Raw genomic sequence first — 16,595 nt, 5'->3', positions numbered from 1 at the left:
TATCCAGGCGCCCGGTCCGTCGTCTCAGAGCATGATCTGGCGGTTGACGTCCTTGTACAGCAGGTAACGGAAGTTCGACGGCCCGCCCGCGTAGCAGGCCTGCGGGCAGAAGGCGCGCAGGGAGAGGAAGTCGCCTTCCTGAACCTCCACCCAGTCTCCGTTGAGGTGGTAGACGGCCTTGCCTTCGAGCATCAGCAGGCCGTGTTCCATCACGTGGGTCTCGGCGAACGGAATTGTCGCGCCGGGCTCGAAGGTGACGACGTTGACGTGCATGTCGTACCCGAGGTCCTGCGGGTCGAGCATGCGTGTCGTGCGCCATTTGTTGTCGGTCCCGGGCATGGCTGACGGTGCGATGTCCTGCTCGTTGCCGAACTTGACCGACACCGGGTGGCCGGCGATTGCCTCATAGCGCTTGCGGATCCACACGAACGTCGCGTCGGCGCCGCCGTTGTTGTGGGCCGACCAGTCGGTGCCCGCGGGAAGGTAGGCGAAGCCGCCCTCGGTGAGTGTCTGCGATTGACCTGCCGCGTCGACCGTGAGCGAACCGGAGGTGACGAACAGGAAGCTCTGCACCTCGGGCTGCGGTTCGGGTCGCTGCGCCCCGCCGCCCGGCTTGACCTCGACGATCGCCTGGAAATACGTCGTCGCACCACCCGCGACCGGTCGGTTGATGATCCATGCGCGGGTATCGGTCCACTCCGGGAACACCGAGGTGACGATGTCCGAGAGGACGCCGCGCGGGATCACCGTGTAGGCCTCGGTGACGATGGCGCGGTCGGTCAGCAGATCGGTCTGCGGGGGCAGGCCGCCGCGGGGCGTGTAGTACGACGCAGTGGTCACTGGTGGCTCCTGGTTGGGCGGCCGAGCGCGATGTCGCGCACGGTGGACATGGAGAGATCGGTGGCGGTCTCGATCTCATCGACGGTGAGGGCGCCGCACACGCTGCCACGATGAATCACGTTGGCGAGGGCGCGGGCGGTGGCCGGCTCGTCCATGACGGTCGAGTCGAGCCGGTGGACGTAGTTGCGCAGGCGTGTCGCGGCGGGCGCGAAGGCACCACGGTAGAACGCGTAGGTCGCCAGGTATCGGGTGACGAGTTGGGCGGGATGCATGTCCCAGCCCTGGTAGATGCCGCGTTCCAGGTGGCGCCGGACGAGGCGCGCGTGCAGCTTCCACGCCATGGCGACGTTGTCGGGGTCGCCCACCGGCAGGATGTTGGTCGAGCCATCGGACAGGTGAACACCGGTGCCTGCCACGGCTAGTTGCATGACGTTCTTGGCGTGGTCTGCCGCCGGGTGCTCCATCGACTGGTATGCAGCGGCGATCCCGAGGGAGGCCGAGTAGTCGTAGGTCCCGTAGTGCAGCGAGCTGACGCGGCCCTGGCCGGCGTGGATGAACTGGGCAACGGGTGCGCGGCCATCGGCGCCGAGGATCGCCTGCGGTGTTTCGACCTGCACTTCGAAGCGGATGCGGCCGGCCGGCAGTCCGTTCGCACGCTCGAGCGCGCTCGCGACGACGACCATCGCCTCAACCTGGTCGACGGAGGTCACCTTGGGGAGGGTGAGGGTGAGGCCGTCGGGCAGACCGCCGGAGTCGAGGAGTCCGCTGACGAACATGTCGAGCGTGCGCAGTCCGCGCGCACGGGTGCCTGCTTCGAAGCATTTGAAGCGGGTGCCGACGAACGGCGTCGAGGTGCCTGCGTCGAGCGCGATCCGCAGCGCGGCGATCGCCTGTGCGACGTCGGCGTCCTCCGTCGCATCGTCGAAGGTACCGTAGCCGTCCTCGAAGTCGATGCGGAGGTCTTCGATCGGCTCGGTGGTCAGCTTGTTCTGGACGAGGGCTGCCAGCGTCTCGGGCGCACAGTCGGTTCCTCTGCTCGCACCGACGAGTGCAGCCACCGCGTCGAGCCCGCCCGCGTCCTTGGCGGCTCCGAGAGCGGTCGATCCCCAGTCAGCGGGCATCGTCGCCGAGTACCGGTTGCCCGGGACGTAGACGGTGTGGATCGGCTGCCGACGGCCGTCATCACCGGGGTATTGGTGCACCAGTTGTGCGTCGGCGGCCGAGAGGCGGCGATCGACGTCGGCCAGCACCGCATCGTCGAGGCGTCGTGTCACAGGTATCCCCTCCCCTGTCCGGAAGTTTCCTGAAAACAGAATTCCACATTGTGGAGTTTAGCGCGAGGCTATCGGCGCATCATCTCTCGATCTTCCAAGGAGCATTTTGTTCCATATTGCGGAAACTATCTTGCGCATGTTTGATGGAACGACAATCGTCGACCGGGGGTGGACTGTATGGCGGAGAAGTCGGGCGGCGTGCAGTCGGTGGAGCGCGCGTTCGAGTTGATGGAATTGATCGGACGTGCCGGAGGAGAGTGCTCGCTGACGGAGTTGTCGGCAGAGTCTCCGTTGCCGCCACCGACAATTCACCGTCTCCTGCGCACACTGGTCGGAATCGGCTATGTGCGGCAACTGCCCAATCGCCGCTACGCACTGGGGCCGAGATTGATTCGGCTCGGTGAAGTGGCGAATCGCCAGTTGGGCGCGGTCGCCGCCCCGGTGCTGCAGTCGTTGGTCGACGAACTGTCGGAGACGGCAAGTCTCGCAGTGCTCGACGGCGACATGGTGATCTACGCCGGACAGGTTCTGCCTCCGAAGCTGATGCGGGCGAACAGTGAGGTCGGCAAGCGCGTCGGGCTGCACACAACCGGCGTGGGCAAGGCGGTTTTGGGTGAGCTGGATGATGCGCGCATTCTGAAACTGGTCACGCAGTCCGGATTTCCCGCACCGACCGAGAACAGTGCGTCGACCCTTTCTGCGGTGTTCGCGAACGTCGAGCGCGTGCGCGTCGACGGCTATGCGATCGACAACGAGGAGTTCGAGATCGGTGTTCGCTCCGTCGCGATGGCGGTGCCCGGCGCTCCGACGCCAATGGCAATCGGCATCTCCGGGCCCTCGGCTCATGTCAGTGCGGAGTTGATCGCTCGAGCTGTTCCCGCACTGAAGAAGGCGACCGGCGTGATCTCGGAAGCCCTGATCGGGGCGAAGGAGCGGTAACCCTCAGCCTGTGCAATCCGTGCTTTGAACCGGAAAGCCCTGCCTAAGAAACTCATTCGCCGTGTCTCCGGGATCTGCACCCGTCCAATACTAGAACGTGTTCTAATTCGGTGTATGTCCAGTTCAGCGGCGGGGCATGCTGACCCCGCGTTTGCGGAAGTGAAAGCCGTCTTTGAAGCCGGTTTGTCCAACGGCGACGACCTCGGCGCCGCGGTGGCGGTATTCGTCGACGGTCGTCCGGTGGTGGATCTGTGGGGAGGCATCGCCGACAGACGGACCGGACGGCCATGGACGCGCGACACCGCTTGTCCGACCTTTTCCTGCACCAAGGGTGTGACGGCGACCGCGGCTCTCATGGTCGCCCAGCAACGCGGCCACGGTGTCGACGAACCGGTGAGCGCCTGGTGGCCGGAATTCGCACAACACGACAAGCACGAGACCACGCTGAGCGACCTGATGGCCCACCGTGCCGGGTTGCCCGTTTTGGAGCGCCCGGTTTCGGTGGCCGAAGCCGCGGATCCCGCGGCGATGGCCGACCTGTTGGCGCGCCAATGCCCGCTCTGGCAGCCCGGGACCGAACATGGGTATCACGCTTTGACTTTCGGATGGCTGGTCGGCGAATTCGTGCGCCGCAATACCGGTATGACAGTCGGCGAGTTCACCCGGCGCCACTTGGGCGATGGGCTGCTCATCGGCGCTTCCGGTACGGCGGTGCGCGACGTTGCCCGGATCAGTTCGCCACCGCCCGAGCAGCGTGTCTGGAGCGTCGAGAACGCGCCGCCGATACCCGACGACACAGTCGCCGAGATGGTGGCCGCGATCGCCGACGCAGAATCGCTGTTCCTCCGGGCATCATCGAATCCCGTTGCATCCTATAATGATCCAGAAGTACTGGCGGCCGGCTGGCCCGGGGCTGGCCTCGTCACCACCGCTCGTGATCTGGCCAAATTCTATGGCGACCTGATCGGCGGAACCCTGGTCGGCCCGGGTCCTCTGCGGGAAGCGATCACAGAACGCGTACGCGGCCGCGACCGGGTGCTGCGGTTGGAAAGCGCATTCGGCCTCGGCTACATGCTGCCGTCGCAGAACTTCGTGGTGCCCGAACCCGCGCAATCGTCTGTCTTCGGTCACCCGGGGGCCGGTGGCTCGGTGGGACTGGCAGATCTCGAACACAAGGTCGCTTTCGCCTTCGTGCCCAATCTGCGCCGTGACTGGCTGGCCGGCGATCGCCGTGCCTATCGGCTCATCGCCGCGGTGTACGACGCGCTGTGACACCGCGACGCAACTGACACGCGCGGTGCTCCATCCCCCGTACCGCCTCTCCCCCAAACTCAATCGCGGCGCGCGTGCGATGGTGGACGGCATGGAGGAACGATGCCGGAAATGAGCCCCGTCGCCGAGTTCGACTTCGTCATCGTGGGAGCAGGCAGTGCCGGCTGCCTGCTCGCCAACCGGCTCAGCGCCAACCCCGATCACCGTGTGCTCTTGATTGAGGCCGGCGGCGAAGACAACTGGTTCTGGATCAAGGTGCCGGTGGGTTACCTGTACACAATTGCCAACCCCCGCACCGACTGGTGCTTCACGACCGAGGCCGACCCAGGTCTGGCCGGTCGCAGCATCCACTACGCGCGGGGCCGCGTGATCGGCGGCAGCTCGTCGATCAACGCCATGATCCATATGCGCGGACAGGCCAGCGATTACGACCTGTGGGCCCAGGCCACCGGTGACGAGCGATGGCGTTGGGGTGGCCCGAACGGCTCCGGCGAGACACTGGCGATCTACAAACAGTTGGAGGACTACTTCGGCGGGGCCGACGACTGGCACGGCGCCGGTGGCGAGATCCCTGTCGAGCGGCCGCGGGTGCGCTGGAAGATCTTGGATGCCTGGCAGGCCGCCGCTGCCCAGGTGGGCATTGCCCCGATCGACGAGTTCAACCGCGGTGACAACGCCGGCAGTGCGTACTTTCATGTCAACCAACGGCGTGGCCGTCGCTGGTCGATGGCCGATGCCTTCCTGCATCCCGTCGCCCAACGACCAAATCTCACCATCTACACCCACACCCAGGCCTTGCAGCTGCTGACGGATGACCAGGTCCAGGAGGATCAGCGTCGCGGGGCCTGGATCACAGCTCAGCGCCGCGCCACCGGTGTGCGGCTGCTCAAGGACGGCCAGATCATCGACGTCCGGGCCCGCCGGGAGGTGATCCTGAGCGCCGGAGCGATTGGGTCGCCGCAGCTTATGCAGGCATCAGGCCTGGGCCCGGCCGGGCTGCTCACCCAGCATCAGGTGCCGGTGGCCGTCGATCTGCCGGGAGTGGGCGAAAACCTCCAGGACCACCTGCAGCTGCGCACGGTCTACCGGGTGCGGGGCGCCCGGACCGTCAACACCCTGTACCGGAATTGGATCACCCGTGCAGGCATGGGACTTCAGTACCTGCTGATGCGCTCAGGACCCATGACCATGCCGCCCTCCACGCTGGGAGCCTTCGCCAAAAGCGATCCCGCGTTGGCCAGTCCCGATTTGGAGTGGCATGTGCAGCCCTTGTCGTTGGCCAAGTTCGGCGAACCGCTACATCCTTTCGGAGCGATCACTCCGTCGGTCTGCAATCTGCGCCCCAGCTCGCGGGGTCATGTGCGCATAGCTGGCGCAGATCCGCTGACCTACCCGAAGATCTCCTGCAACTACCTGTCCACGGACGCCGATCGGCAAGCCGCCGTGCGCGGCCTCCGGATGACCCGGCAGATCATGGCGGCGCCGTCCCTGGCCCGCTACCGCCCAGAGGAGTTGCTGCCCGGCCCGCAACTGGTGAGCGACGAAGACTTGCAGCAGGCGGCTCGTGAACTGGGTACCACCATCTTCCATCCGGTGGGCACCTGCGCGATGGGAGCCTTTGACACCCGCGGTCTGCCGCGGTCGGCCGCCACGGTGCTCGACACCGACTGTCGCGTGTACCGCGTCGCCGGCCTTCGAGTGGCTGATGCTTCGGCGATGCCCACCATCACTTCCGGGAACACCAACGCGCCGGTCATGCTGATCGCAGAACGCACAGCGCGGGCGATCCTGGGTTGAGTCGCTCAATACCGAGTGGTCCCCCATATCCGGAATAAACTCCGCGCCCGGCGAACTTGGCTTAAGAGTCGATCCTTCCCCGACTCAGGAGCATCCATGACCCGTCCCGTCCGCGTCGCCGTGCAGATCCAGCCCGGCGGCACGCCCGATTACCGCACATGGCGCGATGCCGTCTTGGCCGCCGACGACCTCGGCGTCGACGTGATCTTCGGCTACGACCACTTCCATCGCCCGGCCATGGAGGCCATCGTCGACGGCAAGCCCGTGATGTTCGATGAGCAGCCCGACGTCGCGAACTTCGAGGGCTGGACCGCGCTCGCATCGTGGGGCGAGATCACCTCACACGCCGAGATCGGGCTCCTCGTCACCGGCGTCGGCTACCGCAATGCGGACCTGCTCGCTGACATGGCGCGCACCGTCGACCACATCAGCGGCGGCCGGCTCATCCTCGGCCTCGGCGCGGGGTGGTACGAAAAGGACTACACCACCTACGGTTACGAATTCGGCACCTTCGGCTCCCGCTTCGATCTGTTCGACGACAGCTTGATTCGCATCGAGAACCGGCTCGCTGCGCTGATTCCGCCGCCCGTGCGCAAGCTACCGATCCTCATCGGCGGCACGGGGCCCAAGCGCTCGCTGCCCGCCGTTGCCCGACACGCCGACATCTGGCACGCGTTCCAGGACCTCGACGCCTTCCGCAGGTCCAGCGACCGCGTCGATGAGCTGGCAGCGACGTTCGGCCGCAACGGCGCCGACATCGAACGCTCGACGCTCTGGGAGAACGCCGACAGTGCCGACGCCTTCCGCGAGGCAGGAGTCACGTTGTTCCAGACCGAACTCACCGCCGATGACGGTTTCGACCTCACGTCGCTCAAGCAGGTGCTCATATGGCGGGACAACGGGTGAGGCCGCGATGCCCGCGCATCAGATTGACTAGGCTAAACGGCCTTGATGGCAAGGGATTTGGGTAGATTCCGGCAGGGCGTCCTTCCGTACGTCGAGTAAGTCGTGCAGGTTCTCCTGACACTGCGACGTCTGTCCGTTGTTTCAGGATCCGTGCAGCGGATCTCGGCCGTTCCAGGCGATGAGACGGTCGATGGCGGGGGCGTCGTCGGGGATCGGGACGGCCTCGGCGAACGGGACGGAGACCTCGTCGAGGCCCATCGCGGCCGAGATCTCCTCGTAGAGAGCTCTGCGGTTCTCGGAGGGCAGGATCTTGTGTGCCGCCTGCAGCGCTGCGGCGATCACCGAGGCGTCCCAGTCGGGCTGCTGATCGGTCGCCACCGCAAGGTCCCACGTGTGGACGGTCAGCTCGGAGAAGTAGGACGCCAGGACCTCGGCGCCGCTGCCTTGGATCCACGGCAGTGCCATGGGTCGTTCAAGCAAGGTGTCATCGCCCCAGGCATCGGCGGCTCGTCTCGCTGCCTCCCGCCACGCATTGGGCCAGCGATCGTCGGGGACCGGGGTCTCGGTGATTGCGAAGGGATCCTCACCGTTGCCGAGCGCGGCAACGCGGCCAAGCACGCCGATGAGATGAGCAAGCAGCGCTCGCACGTCCATGTCTGAGCATGGCGTCGGGTCGGTGAGTCGCTCTGGCCGGATACCGGCAATGACGACTCCGCCGGTGGCGATGGCGCGGTCCAGAATTGGCCGGGGATCCTTGAGGTGGTCGGTGGCGGAACCGGTAGGTGTGATCATGGCGCCATTGTGCCGACCTAAACCGGTCACCTAATGGCCAGTTTGATGTGAAAATGTGGTGGCATGCGGGCGGACCGTCTAGTAGCCATCCTGCTTCTGATGCAGCGACGCGAGCAGGTCACAGCATCGGAGGTCGCGCTGGAGTTGGAGGTGTCCGAGCGCACCGCCCGCCGCGACCTCGAAGCGTTGAGTGTCGCCGGGGTGCCCGTGTACTCCGTGCAGGGCCGAGGGGGCGGGTGGCGTCTCGTGGGCGGCGCTCGCACCGACCTCTCAGGGCTGACTGCGAGCGAGGCTCGCGCCCTGTTTCTGGTGGCCGGACCCGCCTCGACGGCAACCCCGGGCGTGAAGACCGCTCTGCGCAAGCTCGTACGTGCGCTGCCCGAGTCCTTCCGGGAGCAGGCCGAGGCCGCCGCGACATCAGTTGTCGTAGACCCACGACACTGGGGATCCAGCCAGGTCGAGCCCCGGCCGCCCCGGCTTCTCGACGAACTTCAAGAGGCGGTGATCCGCGGCGTCCAGGTACGGCTCGGCTACATCGACCGCAAAGGCTCCGAGACCGAACGGACCGTCCACCCACTGGGCATCGTCGCCAAGGGCCCGACGTGGTACTTGGTCTCCGATACGGAGGCCGGTCGACGGACTTTCCGGATCGACCGTGTCTTGACGGTCGAGTTGACCGACGATCCCGTTCAACGACCCGAGGGATTCGACCTTGCCGAGAGCTGGCGCGAGATCGCCGACGAGGTCGACCGAAAGCGCACCCCCCTCGAGGCCCAGGCCGTGTGCGCTCCCGACGGACTCGGCCTGCTCCGGTCGATGCTCGGGGGCCGCCTCGAAGTTGGTGGTTCCACGCCCGACGGTCGGATTGAGATCGTGATCCGCGGCCACAGCGAGTACGCCCTCGCGGGCGAACTTGCCGGCCTCATCGAATGGCTTGAGGTCACCGGCCCGCAGGGCGTGCGCGACCACCTCGCCTCGATCGGCGGCGCGCTTGTAGCGCGGTACACCTGAGCTGGCCGCGACCGAGTTCGCGGCAGTCAGGGTCGTCCTGTGCTGGGCCACCCACCGACGCCGATCGCGCCGAACTGAAGCGATTCCCCACTGTCGTCGAGGCCGAGTGGACACTCAGGGTCTGCGCACCCGCGCGCATCAGGCGCTGAGATTTCATTTCACATTGCGTGCATAGCTTGGCAAAAGCGGTGCTAGCGTCCCCGTTGACTCAGCCGTCAACGCGTGGGACCGCGAAATCCACACGGTCCCCGCACAACCGAATAATCCAACAGAGGAACCAATGACTCAAGGCGACGGAACCCCGTTCGACACGCAGCCCGAGTGGCCGTCCGAACCTGTTGGCGCAACCGATCCAGGCGATCTCACGCTTCCCTTGTACGGAGCGACATTCGGTCAGGCAGTGTCGCGGTTCTACGGCAGCTACGCCCGCTTCTCCGGGCGCGCGTCCCGCAGTGAGTTCTGGTGGGTCATGTTGGCGCTCACAGTGGTCGGCTTTCTCTGCGGGGCGTTCGTCGGCGCGGCCGGAGAATCCAGTGCACTCGAACTCATCGCCATGGTGATCATGGTGCTATTCCTGCTGGGGTGCGCGATTCCAGGCTGGGCACTCTTGGTCCGCAGGCTCCACGACGCCAACTTGTCAGGGTGGATGTCCCTGCTAGCCGTGTTGCCCTACGTCGGGATCGTGATCCAAATCGTCTTCGGCCTACTGCCCTCCAAGCAGCTCGGGGAACGTTTCGACCGCCGTTGAGGACTGTTGTTCCTCCGCCCCGGCGGCGCTGCGCGAATGAGAAGTTAAGCTGGCGTGGAGGATCAAGCTCCTTGCACTCCCCCCGGCGAATGCGCCTGCGTCGAGGCGAGCGGTGAGCCAAGTGTTGATGTGGCGATGAGCGGCCTCGGCCATCGGGGAGGAGTCTTCTTGTTAGGTTCGGCTGACGGTGGATTCAGGAGCGCCGATGCACGACGGGGCTATTTGGCGGCGTATGACGAGTTACGGGCGTTGAGTCCGCGGCCGGATGTCGTGCACGATGTTCCAACGAAGTTCGGCACCGTTCGGGTGTATCAGCACGGGCCAGACCGTGGTGTGCCCGTCGTGCTGGTACACGGATTTTTCCTGACCTCGGCCATGTGGTGGGGCCAAGTCGTCGGCCTGGCAAAAGATTTCACTGTCTATGCGATGGATATGTTGGGCCAGCCTGGAGCCAGTGTTCAGTCGAAGCCGATGTTTACCGCAGCAGACTCCGCGCGCTGCATTGATGCGGTTTTGGAGGGGCTGGGGCTACGAGATGTGCATCTGGTTGGGCATTCCTATGGTGGTTGGCTTGCCACCCATACCGCGGCGCGGGCGCCCCACCGGTTGGCGACGGTGACGCTGGTCGACCCGGCCAGCACCGTGGCTCGAACCTCTGCCAGGTTCTGGCGATGTCTTGCGCACCTGTTGTGCCGCCCGCGTTCCGCGCGAGCCGGACGCGCCGCGGCATGGATTGCGGGTCACCCCGCGCCGGGTAGTTCCATCGATATGCTCGCCGGACTGTTTGTGGCCGGATTCGCTGCCTTCGCGCCACCCCTGCGAACACCGCCGCTGCGTTTCGTCAGCGATCGCCTGCTGCGTTCTGTGCATCTTCCGGTCCAAGTTCTTCTGGCCGGCAACACTGTTCACGACTCAACTAAAGGGCTTCGACGGATGCAGTCGGTGGTGCCGACATGGCGGTATCACCTGTGGCCCAACGCCTCACATGCGTTGCCGACTGAGGTCCCCGATGAGGTGAATGCTCGTATCCGTGAGTTCGCGATCGAACACCGTAAAGATGTTTAACGGGTGCGGCCTTTGATGGTGCCCAGCTTGCGGTGTGTCGTATTCGGTCCGCGCAGTCTGGACAATCCGGTACAGCCAGAACACAGATCGACGGCGTGCTGCACCGATCTGACGTTGGAACCCATCCCCGACAACCTCGGCGATCGCCTACCGGTCCGCGGATGGCACAGGCCAGCTAGACCGGAGGTTAGCCACCATTGGTGACGGGGTTCGACGTCAGCGTGAGGAAGCCGCCGTTGACCCAGACGCCCCAGCGGCCGCCCCAGGCGGAGTTCCACACCACGGGCTGTCCGACGAAGAAATCGGCGGGTTTCCGCGGGGCCCAGTCTGGCGGCACCTCGCCTTGCGCTGGCGCCGGTGGCGGCGGAGGCGGCTCAGCCCCGGCCAGAGGAGTGCCTATGCCGAGAACGGCCGCGGTTAGCCCGCCTGCAACCGCGACGGCCGGCAGGATCTTCGTGACCAAGTTCATGAGCATGACTCCTGCGTTGAGACTGTATCCAGATACTTAGGAGACTTAATCATATTACAGACCGGCCCGACCTCGGGGGGATACCCGTGGACACGCCGGTCTATCTGGATGGGTGGGCGTATTTGCCACAATGTTGGCCTGGTTGAGCTGAGCGCGCACGCTAAACCGACCAAGAAGTCGGCTGGGTCTGTGGCAGCCCAGCGTCGAGGCGAGCGGTGAGCCAAGTGTTGATGTGTCGATGAGCGGCCTGCGCCATCGGAGTCGGGTGGCCCGTGAATCCATGGGGAGATTCTGGGTAGATGCGCAGATCGATGTCGGCCCCGGCTGTCGACAGTCGCATGGCCATGGCCAGGTTATCTTCCAAGAGGATGTCGTCGGCGCCGACGACGATGAGTGTCGGGGGCAGGCCCGCGAGGTCGGCGTAGATCGGTGAGATGTCGGGGTGCGTCCGGTCTGGCGCGGTGCCCGCGTAGGCGTCGAGGAAGTACTCTTCGGCGATCTGTCGTCCGGCCGGTGTCTGAGCCGCGAGGTCGTAGGTGCCGAATTGCAGGACAGCGGAACCGAACGCGGTGACGCCCCGATCGCGCAGACGCAGAAGCGTGACCATTGCCAGCGTCGCGCCCGCGGAGAAACCGCTGACCGCGAGGTTCGTGGTGCCAAAGCGACGCTCGGCGTTGTCGACGAGCCAGAGGGCTGCGGTCTCGCAGTCGTCGGGTGCGCAGGGCCAAGGATGCTCAGGGGCAAGCCGGTAGTCCACGCTCACGACCGCGACCCCAAGCGAGTCGGCGAGACGCCGGTTCGAGGAATCACTGCCTGCGGCCGACCCCATGTAGAACCCGCCACCATGGATCTCGAGAAGGACGCCCTTCACGGCCTTGGCTTCCGGCAGGTGGACCCGCACCGGCACGCTTCTCCCATCCGCGTTCGCGAGCTCGGCAACCGTCGACAGGTCCGACTCGGTGGAAGGCGCCGCGTTGGCTCGGAATTCGCGAAGCTCCGCCCAGCTGCTCGGGCCTCGGCCGGCCGCACGCCTCGCGTAGAAGGCGCGTGACTCATCGGCAAGAGTTCCCAAGTCGGGATCGATCAGAGAGGCCAAGCCGAAATGCACAACTAGCACCATAGGAACTGAAGTGGCATTCCGGCCGAGACGCGCCGCTACCGGCGCAATCCAACGAATCCTCGAAACGTGACGATCACCTTCGACGGTGCAGTGACAATGTTGGGCATGACGATTGCGGAGGACGCCCAGACCGAACGGGCGGCACTCGCGGAGTCGTTGATCGACGCGGGTGCGTCGGCCCGAACGGCGTGCGGTGAGTGGACTGCACTGGACCTTGCGGCCCACCTGGCGGGTGAGGAACGCAACGGTGGTGTCTCGACCTTCATCGCTAGATCCCTGGTGGCACACGGTGTTTCAGTGAGGGGCACACCGAAGATGGTCGACACCGCCCTGCGTCTGGAGCGCCGGCACGGTTTTGCGGCACTGATCGACCGGTTGCGTCGGCCCATGCCGCGACTGCTGCTACGGCCGCGGGTGGCGCCACTGACTCTGTTTGAGTACTGGACCCATCACGACGATCTCATCGGCTTCAGCACAGGAGCCCACGCCGTGCCGGCAACACTCGCGGAGGTCGTTCCCCTGCTGCTGCGCTATCAGCTCAAGCAACTGCCCGCGAGTGTCCGGGTGGCGGTCGGTACCAGCGACGGCAGCCACAGGTGGTCGGTCGGGCCCAACTCGGCCCCAGAGGTGCTAGTCGGCGGTGCTCCTCCGGACCTGATCCGATGGCTGTCCGGGCGTCGAACGCAAGGCGAAATCACCATGACCGGACCTGACGCCCCCGTGCAGGCACTACGCGCATTCGCGGGTCAAGTGTGACTTTCGGGAACCTCTTTTGCATGGACCGCACGCTTACCGCTCCGCGGATGGCGCAGGCCAGCTAGACCGGAGGTTAGCCACCATTGGTGACGGGGTTCGACGTCAGCGTGAGGAAGCCGCCGTTGACCCAGACGCCCCAGCGGCCGCCCCAGGCGGAGTTCCACACCACGGGCTGTCCCACGAAGAAATCGGCGGGTTTCCGCGGGGCCCAGTCTGGCACTCCTGCGTTGAGACTGTATCCAGATACTTAGGACGCTTATTCATATTGCAGACCGGCCCGACCTCGGGGGGATACACGCGGACACGCGATGGCAACGCGCGGCGCGCGCATCCCCCTCGATGCCGGCTGTGGATCCAGCCTGACCCCTGCTTGTGCGCTTGCACACTCTGATGTGCAACGAGTGCGGTGTTGTCCGACTCCCTAGAATCGTGACGATTCCAAGCCTGACGCAACGATTCCCTGTGCGACATGGTGTTCCAGTCAACGGATCCGCAGGCGAACGCCGCGGGTTTGTTCGGTGAACTCCATACGGCAGAGGTTCGACAACGGGAGGTTAGGCATGCTGTCACGCCACGGCGTCGACGTCCGCGTGCCTGCGAGGGATTGTCGATACTGCCAAACCGCTGACGACCCGAACCCGGCGTGATCCTCAGTCGGGACTGACGTCGGCGAGAACTCAGGCGGTAACCGGGCGCGCCCGGTGCCGTCACACCGATGCATTCTCCCATCCCTGCAAGTATCGAAGCGAGATCCACAAGCATGACTTCCCAGCGGTCGAAACGCCTGCTGCTCAATGGTTTCACGATGGCCACGGTCGGTCACATCTCACCTGGGCTGTGGCGTCACCCTGATGACAGCGCATCGCAGTACTCGACCTTGGGCTATTGGACCAGCCTGGCGCGACTCTTGGAGTCAGGCGGGTTTGACGCGTTGTTCATCGCCGACGTGCTCGGACCCATTGAGGTCTATGGCGGGAATCCGGACTCCGCGTTGCGCAATGGAACCCAAATGCCGGTCAGTGACCCGGTTCTGGCCATATCGGCGATGGCCGCTGTGACTGAGCACCTCGGCTTCGGTGTCACTGCGTCGACCTCGTACGCCCAGCCGTATCTACTGGCACGAACCTTCTCGACGCTCGACCAGCTCACCGACGGCAGAATCGCGTGGAACGTGGTGACCTCGATGGTGGACAGCGCCGCGCGGAACCTCGGGATGGAGCGCCAGCTCGAGCACGACGTCCGCTACGACCGCGCTCAGGAGTTCCTCGAGGTCACCTACAAGCTGTGGGAGGGCTCCTGGGAAGACGACGCGGTGATTCGCGATCGAGTTGGTGGTGTCTACACCGACCCGGCGAAGGTGCACCGCATAGACCACGTCGGCGAGTACTTCTCTGTTGCAGGACCCCATCTGTGCGAACCGACGCCGCAGCGCACACCCGTCATCTTCCAGGCCGGCGCATCGTCCCGTGGCCAGGAGTTCGCCGCTCGCAATGCCGAACTCGTGTTTCTGGGCGGACGCGACGCCGAAGAGATCGGTCGCAGCGTGACAGCGATCAAGAAGCGTGCGGCGGATCTCGGCCGCGATCCCGACGGTCTGAAGTTCGTCACATCAGTCGGTGTGGTGACGGCCGCCGACGACGCCGCTGCGGAATCGAAGTACGCCGACTATCTGCAGTATTCGACCCCGGAAGGTGCCTTGACGCTGTTCTCGGCCTTCACCGGACACGACTGGTCGAACCACGATCTGAATGAGGTGGTCAGCCGTACCGACACCAACGCCTCGCAGTCGACGCTGGCCAGCGGGCGTGGTCGAACGCTGGGTGATATCACTGCCGCCATGGCCGTGGCGGGTCTGCACCCCACCATCGTCGGCGGTCCCGGCACTGTCGCCGACCAGCTGGAGGCGCTGGCCGATGAGGCCGATCTGGACGGCTTCAACATCGCGCACGCGGTGGTACCGGGCACCTACGTCGACTTCATCACCCACGTCGTACCGGAACTGCGTCGCCGTGGCCGTGTTCGAGATGGTTACGTACCCGGCACCCTGCGCGAGAAACTGAGTGAATCGGGCTCGCCCGCCGTAGCCGACGACCATCCCGCGTCAGACTTCCGCGCCTGGCACCGCCCGGGGACGAAGTCATGACCGCCGAGCCCATCGTCAGTTTGAGCAATGTGACGAAGACCTACCACCAGCGCGGCCAGGACGAGCTGACCGCACTGGACGATGTCAGCCTGCAGATCGGCCGGGGCACCGTCCACGGCATCGCCGGATTCAGTGGTGCCGGAAAGTCGACCCTCCTGCGCAGCATCAACCTGCTCGAACGACCCGATCGGGGCACGGTCGTGGTCAACGGTGAGGATCTGACGGCGCTGCCCGAACGCACACTGCGTCAGCGCCGGCGCAACGTCGGCATGATCTTTCAGGAGTTCAACCTGCTGGCCAATCGCACCGTTGTCGAAAACGTGGAACTGCCACTGCGATTGGCGAAGGTAGACAAGAAGGCCCGTCGGGAGCGTGCGCTGGCCACGCTGGCATCCGTCGGGCTGACCGAGAAGGCGCAGTCGTATCCAGAGCGGCTCAGTGGCGGCCAGAAGCAGCGTGTCGGCATCGCCCGGGCCCTGGTGACCGCCCCCGACATCCTGCTGTGCGACGAGGCCACTTCGGCGCTGGACCCGCGCACCACCGATGGGATCTTGGAACTGCTGGCGGGAATCAACCAAGAACGCGGGATCACCGTTGTGGTGGTCACGCACGAAGTGCACGTCATCAACGCGCTTTGCGACCGCATCTCCGTGATGGAATCCGGCCGCATCGCGGAGAACTTCGAGTTGGGCACACCCATCGCCCCGCGATCCCCGATCGCACGGTACCTATTCGGACTCGCCGACCGACCCTCGCGCGGCTGGGAGGTCACCGATGCTTGAGAAGGTCCAGTCGGTGCTGCCGGAGATCGGCCTGGCCACCGCCCAAACCGCATACATGCTCGCGTTGACCTTGTTCATTGCCCTCGTGTTCGGTGGCGCACTGGGAATCTGGCTCTATGTCGTGCGGCCCGACTCACTGGCGCCGAACCGAACGCTGTACGTCGTGCTCGACGGGCTGGTCAACCTCGTCAGATCATTCCCCTTCCTAATCCTGCTGATCTCGGTCATACCCTTGACCCGATTCGTGGTGGGCACCAGCATCGGCACCACGGCAGTGGTCGTGCCACTTAGCATCAGCGCCATCCCGGAGTTCGCTCGGCTGGTCGAGCAGGCCCTCCTGGATGTGCGGCGAGGCGTGGTGGAGGCCGGTCAGGCCTTCGGGGCCAGCCGACTCCAACTCATCCAGCACATCCTGCTGGTCGAAGCGCGGCCAGGGCTGATCAACGCCTTCACCATCCTCAGCGTTCTGTATCTCTCGGCGACCACGGTGGCCGGACTGGTCGGTGGCGGCGGGCTGGGCAACTTCGCGATCACCTTCGGCTACTACCGCTACGAGCCACTGGTGATGGCTGTCACCGTGTTGGTCATCATCATCTGGGTGCAGCTCATCCAGATGACCGGCACATTCTTCGTTCGTCGGGCCGACAAGCGCCGTCGCTGACCGGTCAGTGTTCCCCTAAC

General features: G+C 65.2%; 16 protein-coding genes. 11 read left to right on the top strand and 5 right to left on the bottom strand.

From position 1 onward, the window contains the following. Positions 1-24: 24 nt before the first annotated feature. Together ABIA65_RS15005 and ABIA65_RS15000 are read right to left on the bottom strand one after the other, a co-directional pair. Positions 25-840, bottom strand: a complete 816-nt coding sequence (locus ABIA65_RS15005) for a bifunctional allantoicase/(S)-ureidoglycine aminohydrolase (RefSeq protein WP_354524036.1) — start codon at positions 838-840, stop codon at positions 25-27. Then, entirely contained in the window at positions 837-2,114 is a 1,278-nt protein-coding gene (locus ABIA65_RS15000; RefSeq protein ID WP_354524035.1) for a DUF6986 family protein, read from the bottom strand. The genes ABIA65_RS15005 and ABIA65_RS15000 overlap by 4 nt, the downstream gene beginning before the upstream one ends. 177 nt (positions 2,115-2,291) lie before the next feature. Between ABIA65_RS15000 and ABIA65_RS14995 the strand changes: the two genes are divergently transcribed. The 4 genes from ABIA65_RS14995 (at position 2,292) to ABIA65_RS14980 (ending at position 7,028) form a co-directional block, all read left to right on the top strand. Then, positions 2,292-3,053, top strand: a complete 762-nt coding sequence (locus tag ABIA65_RS14995) for an IclR family transcriptional regulator (protein WP_241405370.1) — start codon at positions 2,292-2,294, stop codon at positions 3,051-3,053. A gap of 24 nt (positions 3,054-3,077) precedes the next feature. Continuing rightward, positions 3,078-4,325, top strand: coding sequence for a serine hydrolase domain-containing protein (locus tag ABIA65_RS14990; protein ID WP_241405369.1), 1,248 nt, complete (start codon positions 3,078-3,080; stop codon positions 4,323-4,325). Positions 4,326-4,436: 111 nt separating this feature from the next. Then, a complete protein-coding gene (locus ABIA65_RS14985; RefSeq protein ID WP_354524222.1) occupies positions 4,437-6,122 on the top strand; it encodes a GMC family oxidoreductase in 1,686 nt (561 codons plus the stop codon). Positions 6,123-6,218: 96 nt separating this feature from the next. After that, complete coding sequence (locus ABIA65_RS14980) at positions 6,219-7,028, top strand: LLM class F420-dependent oxidoreductase (protein ID WP_354524034.1); 810 nt, start codon at positions 6,219-6,221, stop codon at positions 7,026-7,028. Between the two features lie 141 nt (positions 7,029-7,169). On the opposite strand, the gene ABIA65_RS14975 is transcribed toward ABIA65_RS14980, so the two are convergent. Next, positions 7,170-7,820 (bottom strand): TIGR03086 family metal-binding protein, encoded by a 651-nt coding sequence (locus ABIA65_RS14975; protein WP_354524033.1) that lies wholly within the window; start codon positions 7,818-7,820, stop codon positions 7,170-7,172. A gap of 63 nt (positions 7,821-7,883) precedes the next feature. On the opposite strand from ABIA65_RS14975, the gene ABIA65_RS14970 reads away from it, so the two are divergent. The 3 genes from ABIA65_RS14970 (at position 7,884) to ABIA65_RS14960 (ending at position 10,644) form a co-directional block, all read left to right on the top strand. After that, on the top strand, positions 7,884-8,831 hold the full coding sequence (locus ABIA65_RS14970; protein WP_354524032.1) for a helix-turn-helix transcriptional regulator: 948 nt from the start codon (positions 7,884-7,886) through the stop codon (positions 8,829-8,831). 280 nt (positions 8,832-9,111) lie between these two features. Further along, on the top strand, positions 9,112-9,579 hold the full coding sequence (locus ABIA65_RS14965; protein WP_354524031.1) for a DUF805 domain-containing protein: 468 nt from the start codon (positions 9,112-9,114) through the stop codon (positions 9,577-9,579). A gap of 54 nt (positions 9,580-9,633) precedes the next feature. Next, positions 9,634-10,644, top strand: coding sequence for an alpha/beta fold hydrolase (locus tag ABIA65_RS14960; RefSeq protein ID WP_354524030.1), 1,011 nt, complete (start codon positions 9,634-9,636; stop codon positions 10,642-10,644). Between the two features lie 187 nt (positions 10,645-10,831). On the opposite strand, the gene ABIA65_RS14955 is transcribed toward ABIA65_RS14960, so the two are convergent. Both ABIA65_RS14955 and ABIA65_RS14950 read right to left on the bottom strand, forming a co-directional pair. Further along, positions 10,832-11,113, bottom strand: coding sequence for a hypothetical protein (locus tag ABIA65_RS14955; RefSeq protein ID WP_241405359.1), 282 nt, complete (start codon positions 11,111-11,113; stop codon positions 10,832-10,834). 160 nt (positions 11,114-11,273) lie between these two features. Next, positions 11,274-12,221 (bottom strand): alpha/beta hydrolase, encoded by a 948-nt coding sequence (locus tag ABIA65_RS14950; protein ID WP_354524029.1) that lies wholly within the window; start codon positions 12,219-12,221, stop codon positions 11,274-11,276. A 78-nt stretch (positions 12,222-12,299) separates the two neighbouring features. On the opposite strand from ABIA65_RS14950, the gene ABIA65_RS14945 reads away from it, so the two are divergent. The 4 genes from ABIA65_RS14945 (at position 12,300) to ABIA65_RS14930 (ending at position 16,575) form a co-directional block, all read left to right on the top strand. Next, complete coding sequence (locus tag ABIA65_RS14945) at positions 12,300-12,989, top strand: maleylpyruvate isomerase family mycothiol-dependent enzyme (protein ID WP_354524028.1); 690 nt, start codon at positions 12,300-12,302, stop codon at positions 12,987-12,989. A 760-nt stretch (positions 12,990-13,749) separates the two neighbouring features. Further along, the gene (locus ABIA65_RS14940; RefSeq protein WP_354524027.1) at positions 13,750-15,132 is read left to right on the top strand and encodes an LLM class flavin-dependent oxidoreductase; all 1,383 of its coding nucleotides are present in this window, start codon (positions 13,750-13,752) and stop codon (positions 15,130-15,132) included. After that, positions 15,129-15,914, top strand: a complete 786-nt coding sequence (locus ABIA65_RS14935; RefSeq protein ID WP_354524026.1) for a methionine ABC transporter ATP-binding protein — start codon at positions 15,129-15,131, stop codon at positions 15,912-15,914. Before ABIA65_RS14940 ends, ABIA65_RS14935 begins: the two co-directional genes overlap by 4 nt. Beyond that, positions 15,907-16,575, top strand: a complete 669-nt coding sequence (locus ABIA65_RS14930; protein ID WP_354524025.1) for a methionine ABC transporter permease — start codon at positions 15,907-15,909, stop codon at positions 16,573-16,575. Before ABIA65_RS14935 ends, ABIA65_RS14930 begins: the two co-directional genes overlap by 8 nt. Positions 16,576-16,595 lie beyond the last annotated feature (20 nt).

Source organism: Mycolicibacterium sp. 624 (assembly GCF_040548615.1).
Taxonomy (GTDB): Bacteria; Actinomycetota; Actinomycetes; order Mycobacteriales; family Mycobacteriaceae; genus Mycobacterium.
Note: the sequence above shows the minus strand (reverse complement) of the source record. Positions and strands in the feature narration are given on the sequence as shown.

What these genes read in the sequence shown, in the direction of transcription:
- ABIA65_RS14930 (WP_354524025.1), top strand. Translation starts at nt 15,907, where the DNA reads ATGCTTGAGAAGGTCCAGTCGGTGCTGCCGGAGATCGGCCTGGCCACC.
- ABIA65_RS14995 (WP_241405370.1), top strand. Translation starts at nt 2,292, where the DNA reads ATGGCGGAGAAGTCGGGCGGCGTGCAGTCGGTGGAGCGCGCGTTCGAG.
- ABIA65_RS14975 (WP_354524033.1), bottom strand. Translation starts at nt 7,820, where the DNA reads ATGATCACACCTACCGGTTCCGCCACCGACCACCTCAAGGATCCCCGG.
- ABIA65_RS14970 (WP_354524032.1), top strand. Translation starts at nt 7,884, where the DNA reads ATGCGGGCGGACCGTCTAGTAGCCATCCTGCTTCTGATGCAGCGACGC.
- ABIA65_RS14965 (WP_354524031.1), top strand. Translation starts at nt 9,112, where the DNA reads ATGACTCAAGGCGACGGAACCCCGTTCGACACGCAGCCCGAGTGGCCG.
- ABIA65_RS14955 (WP_241405359.1), bottom strand. Translation starts at nt 11,113, where the DNA reads ATGAACTTGGTCACGAAGATCCTGCCGGCCGTCGCGGTTGCAGGCGGG.
- ABIA65_RS14940 (WP_354524027.1), top strand. Translation starts at nt 13,750, where the DNA reads ATGACTTCCCAGCGGTCGAAACGCCTGCTGCTCAATGGTTTCACGATG.
- ABIA65_RS14985 (WP_354524222.1), top strand. Translation starts at nt 4,437, where the DNA reads ATGAGCCCCGTCGCCGAGTTCGACTTCGTCATCGTGGGAGCAGGCAGT.
- ABIA65_RS14980 (WP_354524034.1), top strand. Translation starts at nt 6,219, where the DNA reads ATGACCCGTCCCGTCCGCGTCGCCGTGCAGATCCAGCCCGGCGGCACG.
- ABIA65_RS14935 (WP_354524026.1), top strand. Translation starts at nt 15,129, where the DNA reads ATGACCGCCGAGCCCATCGTCAGTTTGAGCAATGTGACGAAGACCTAC.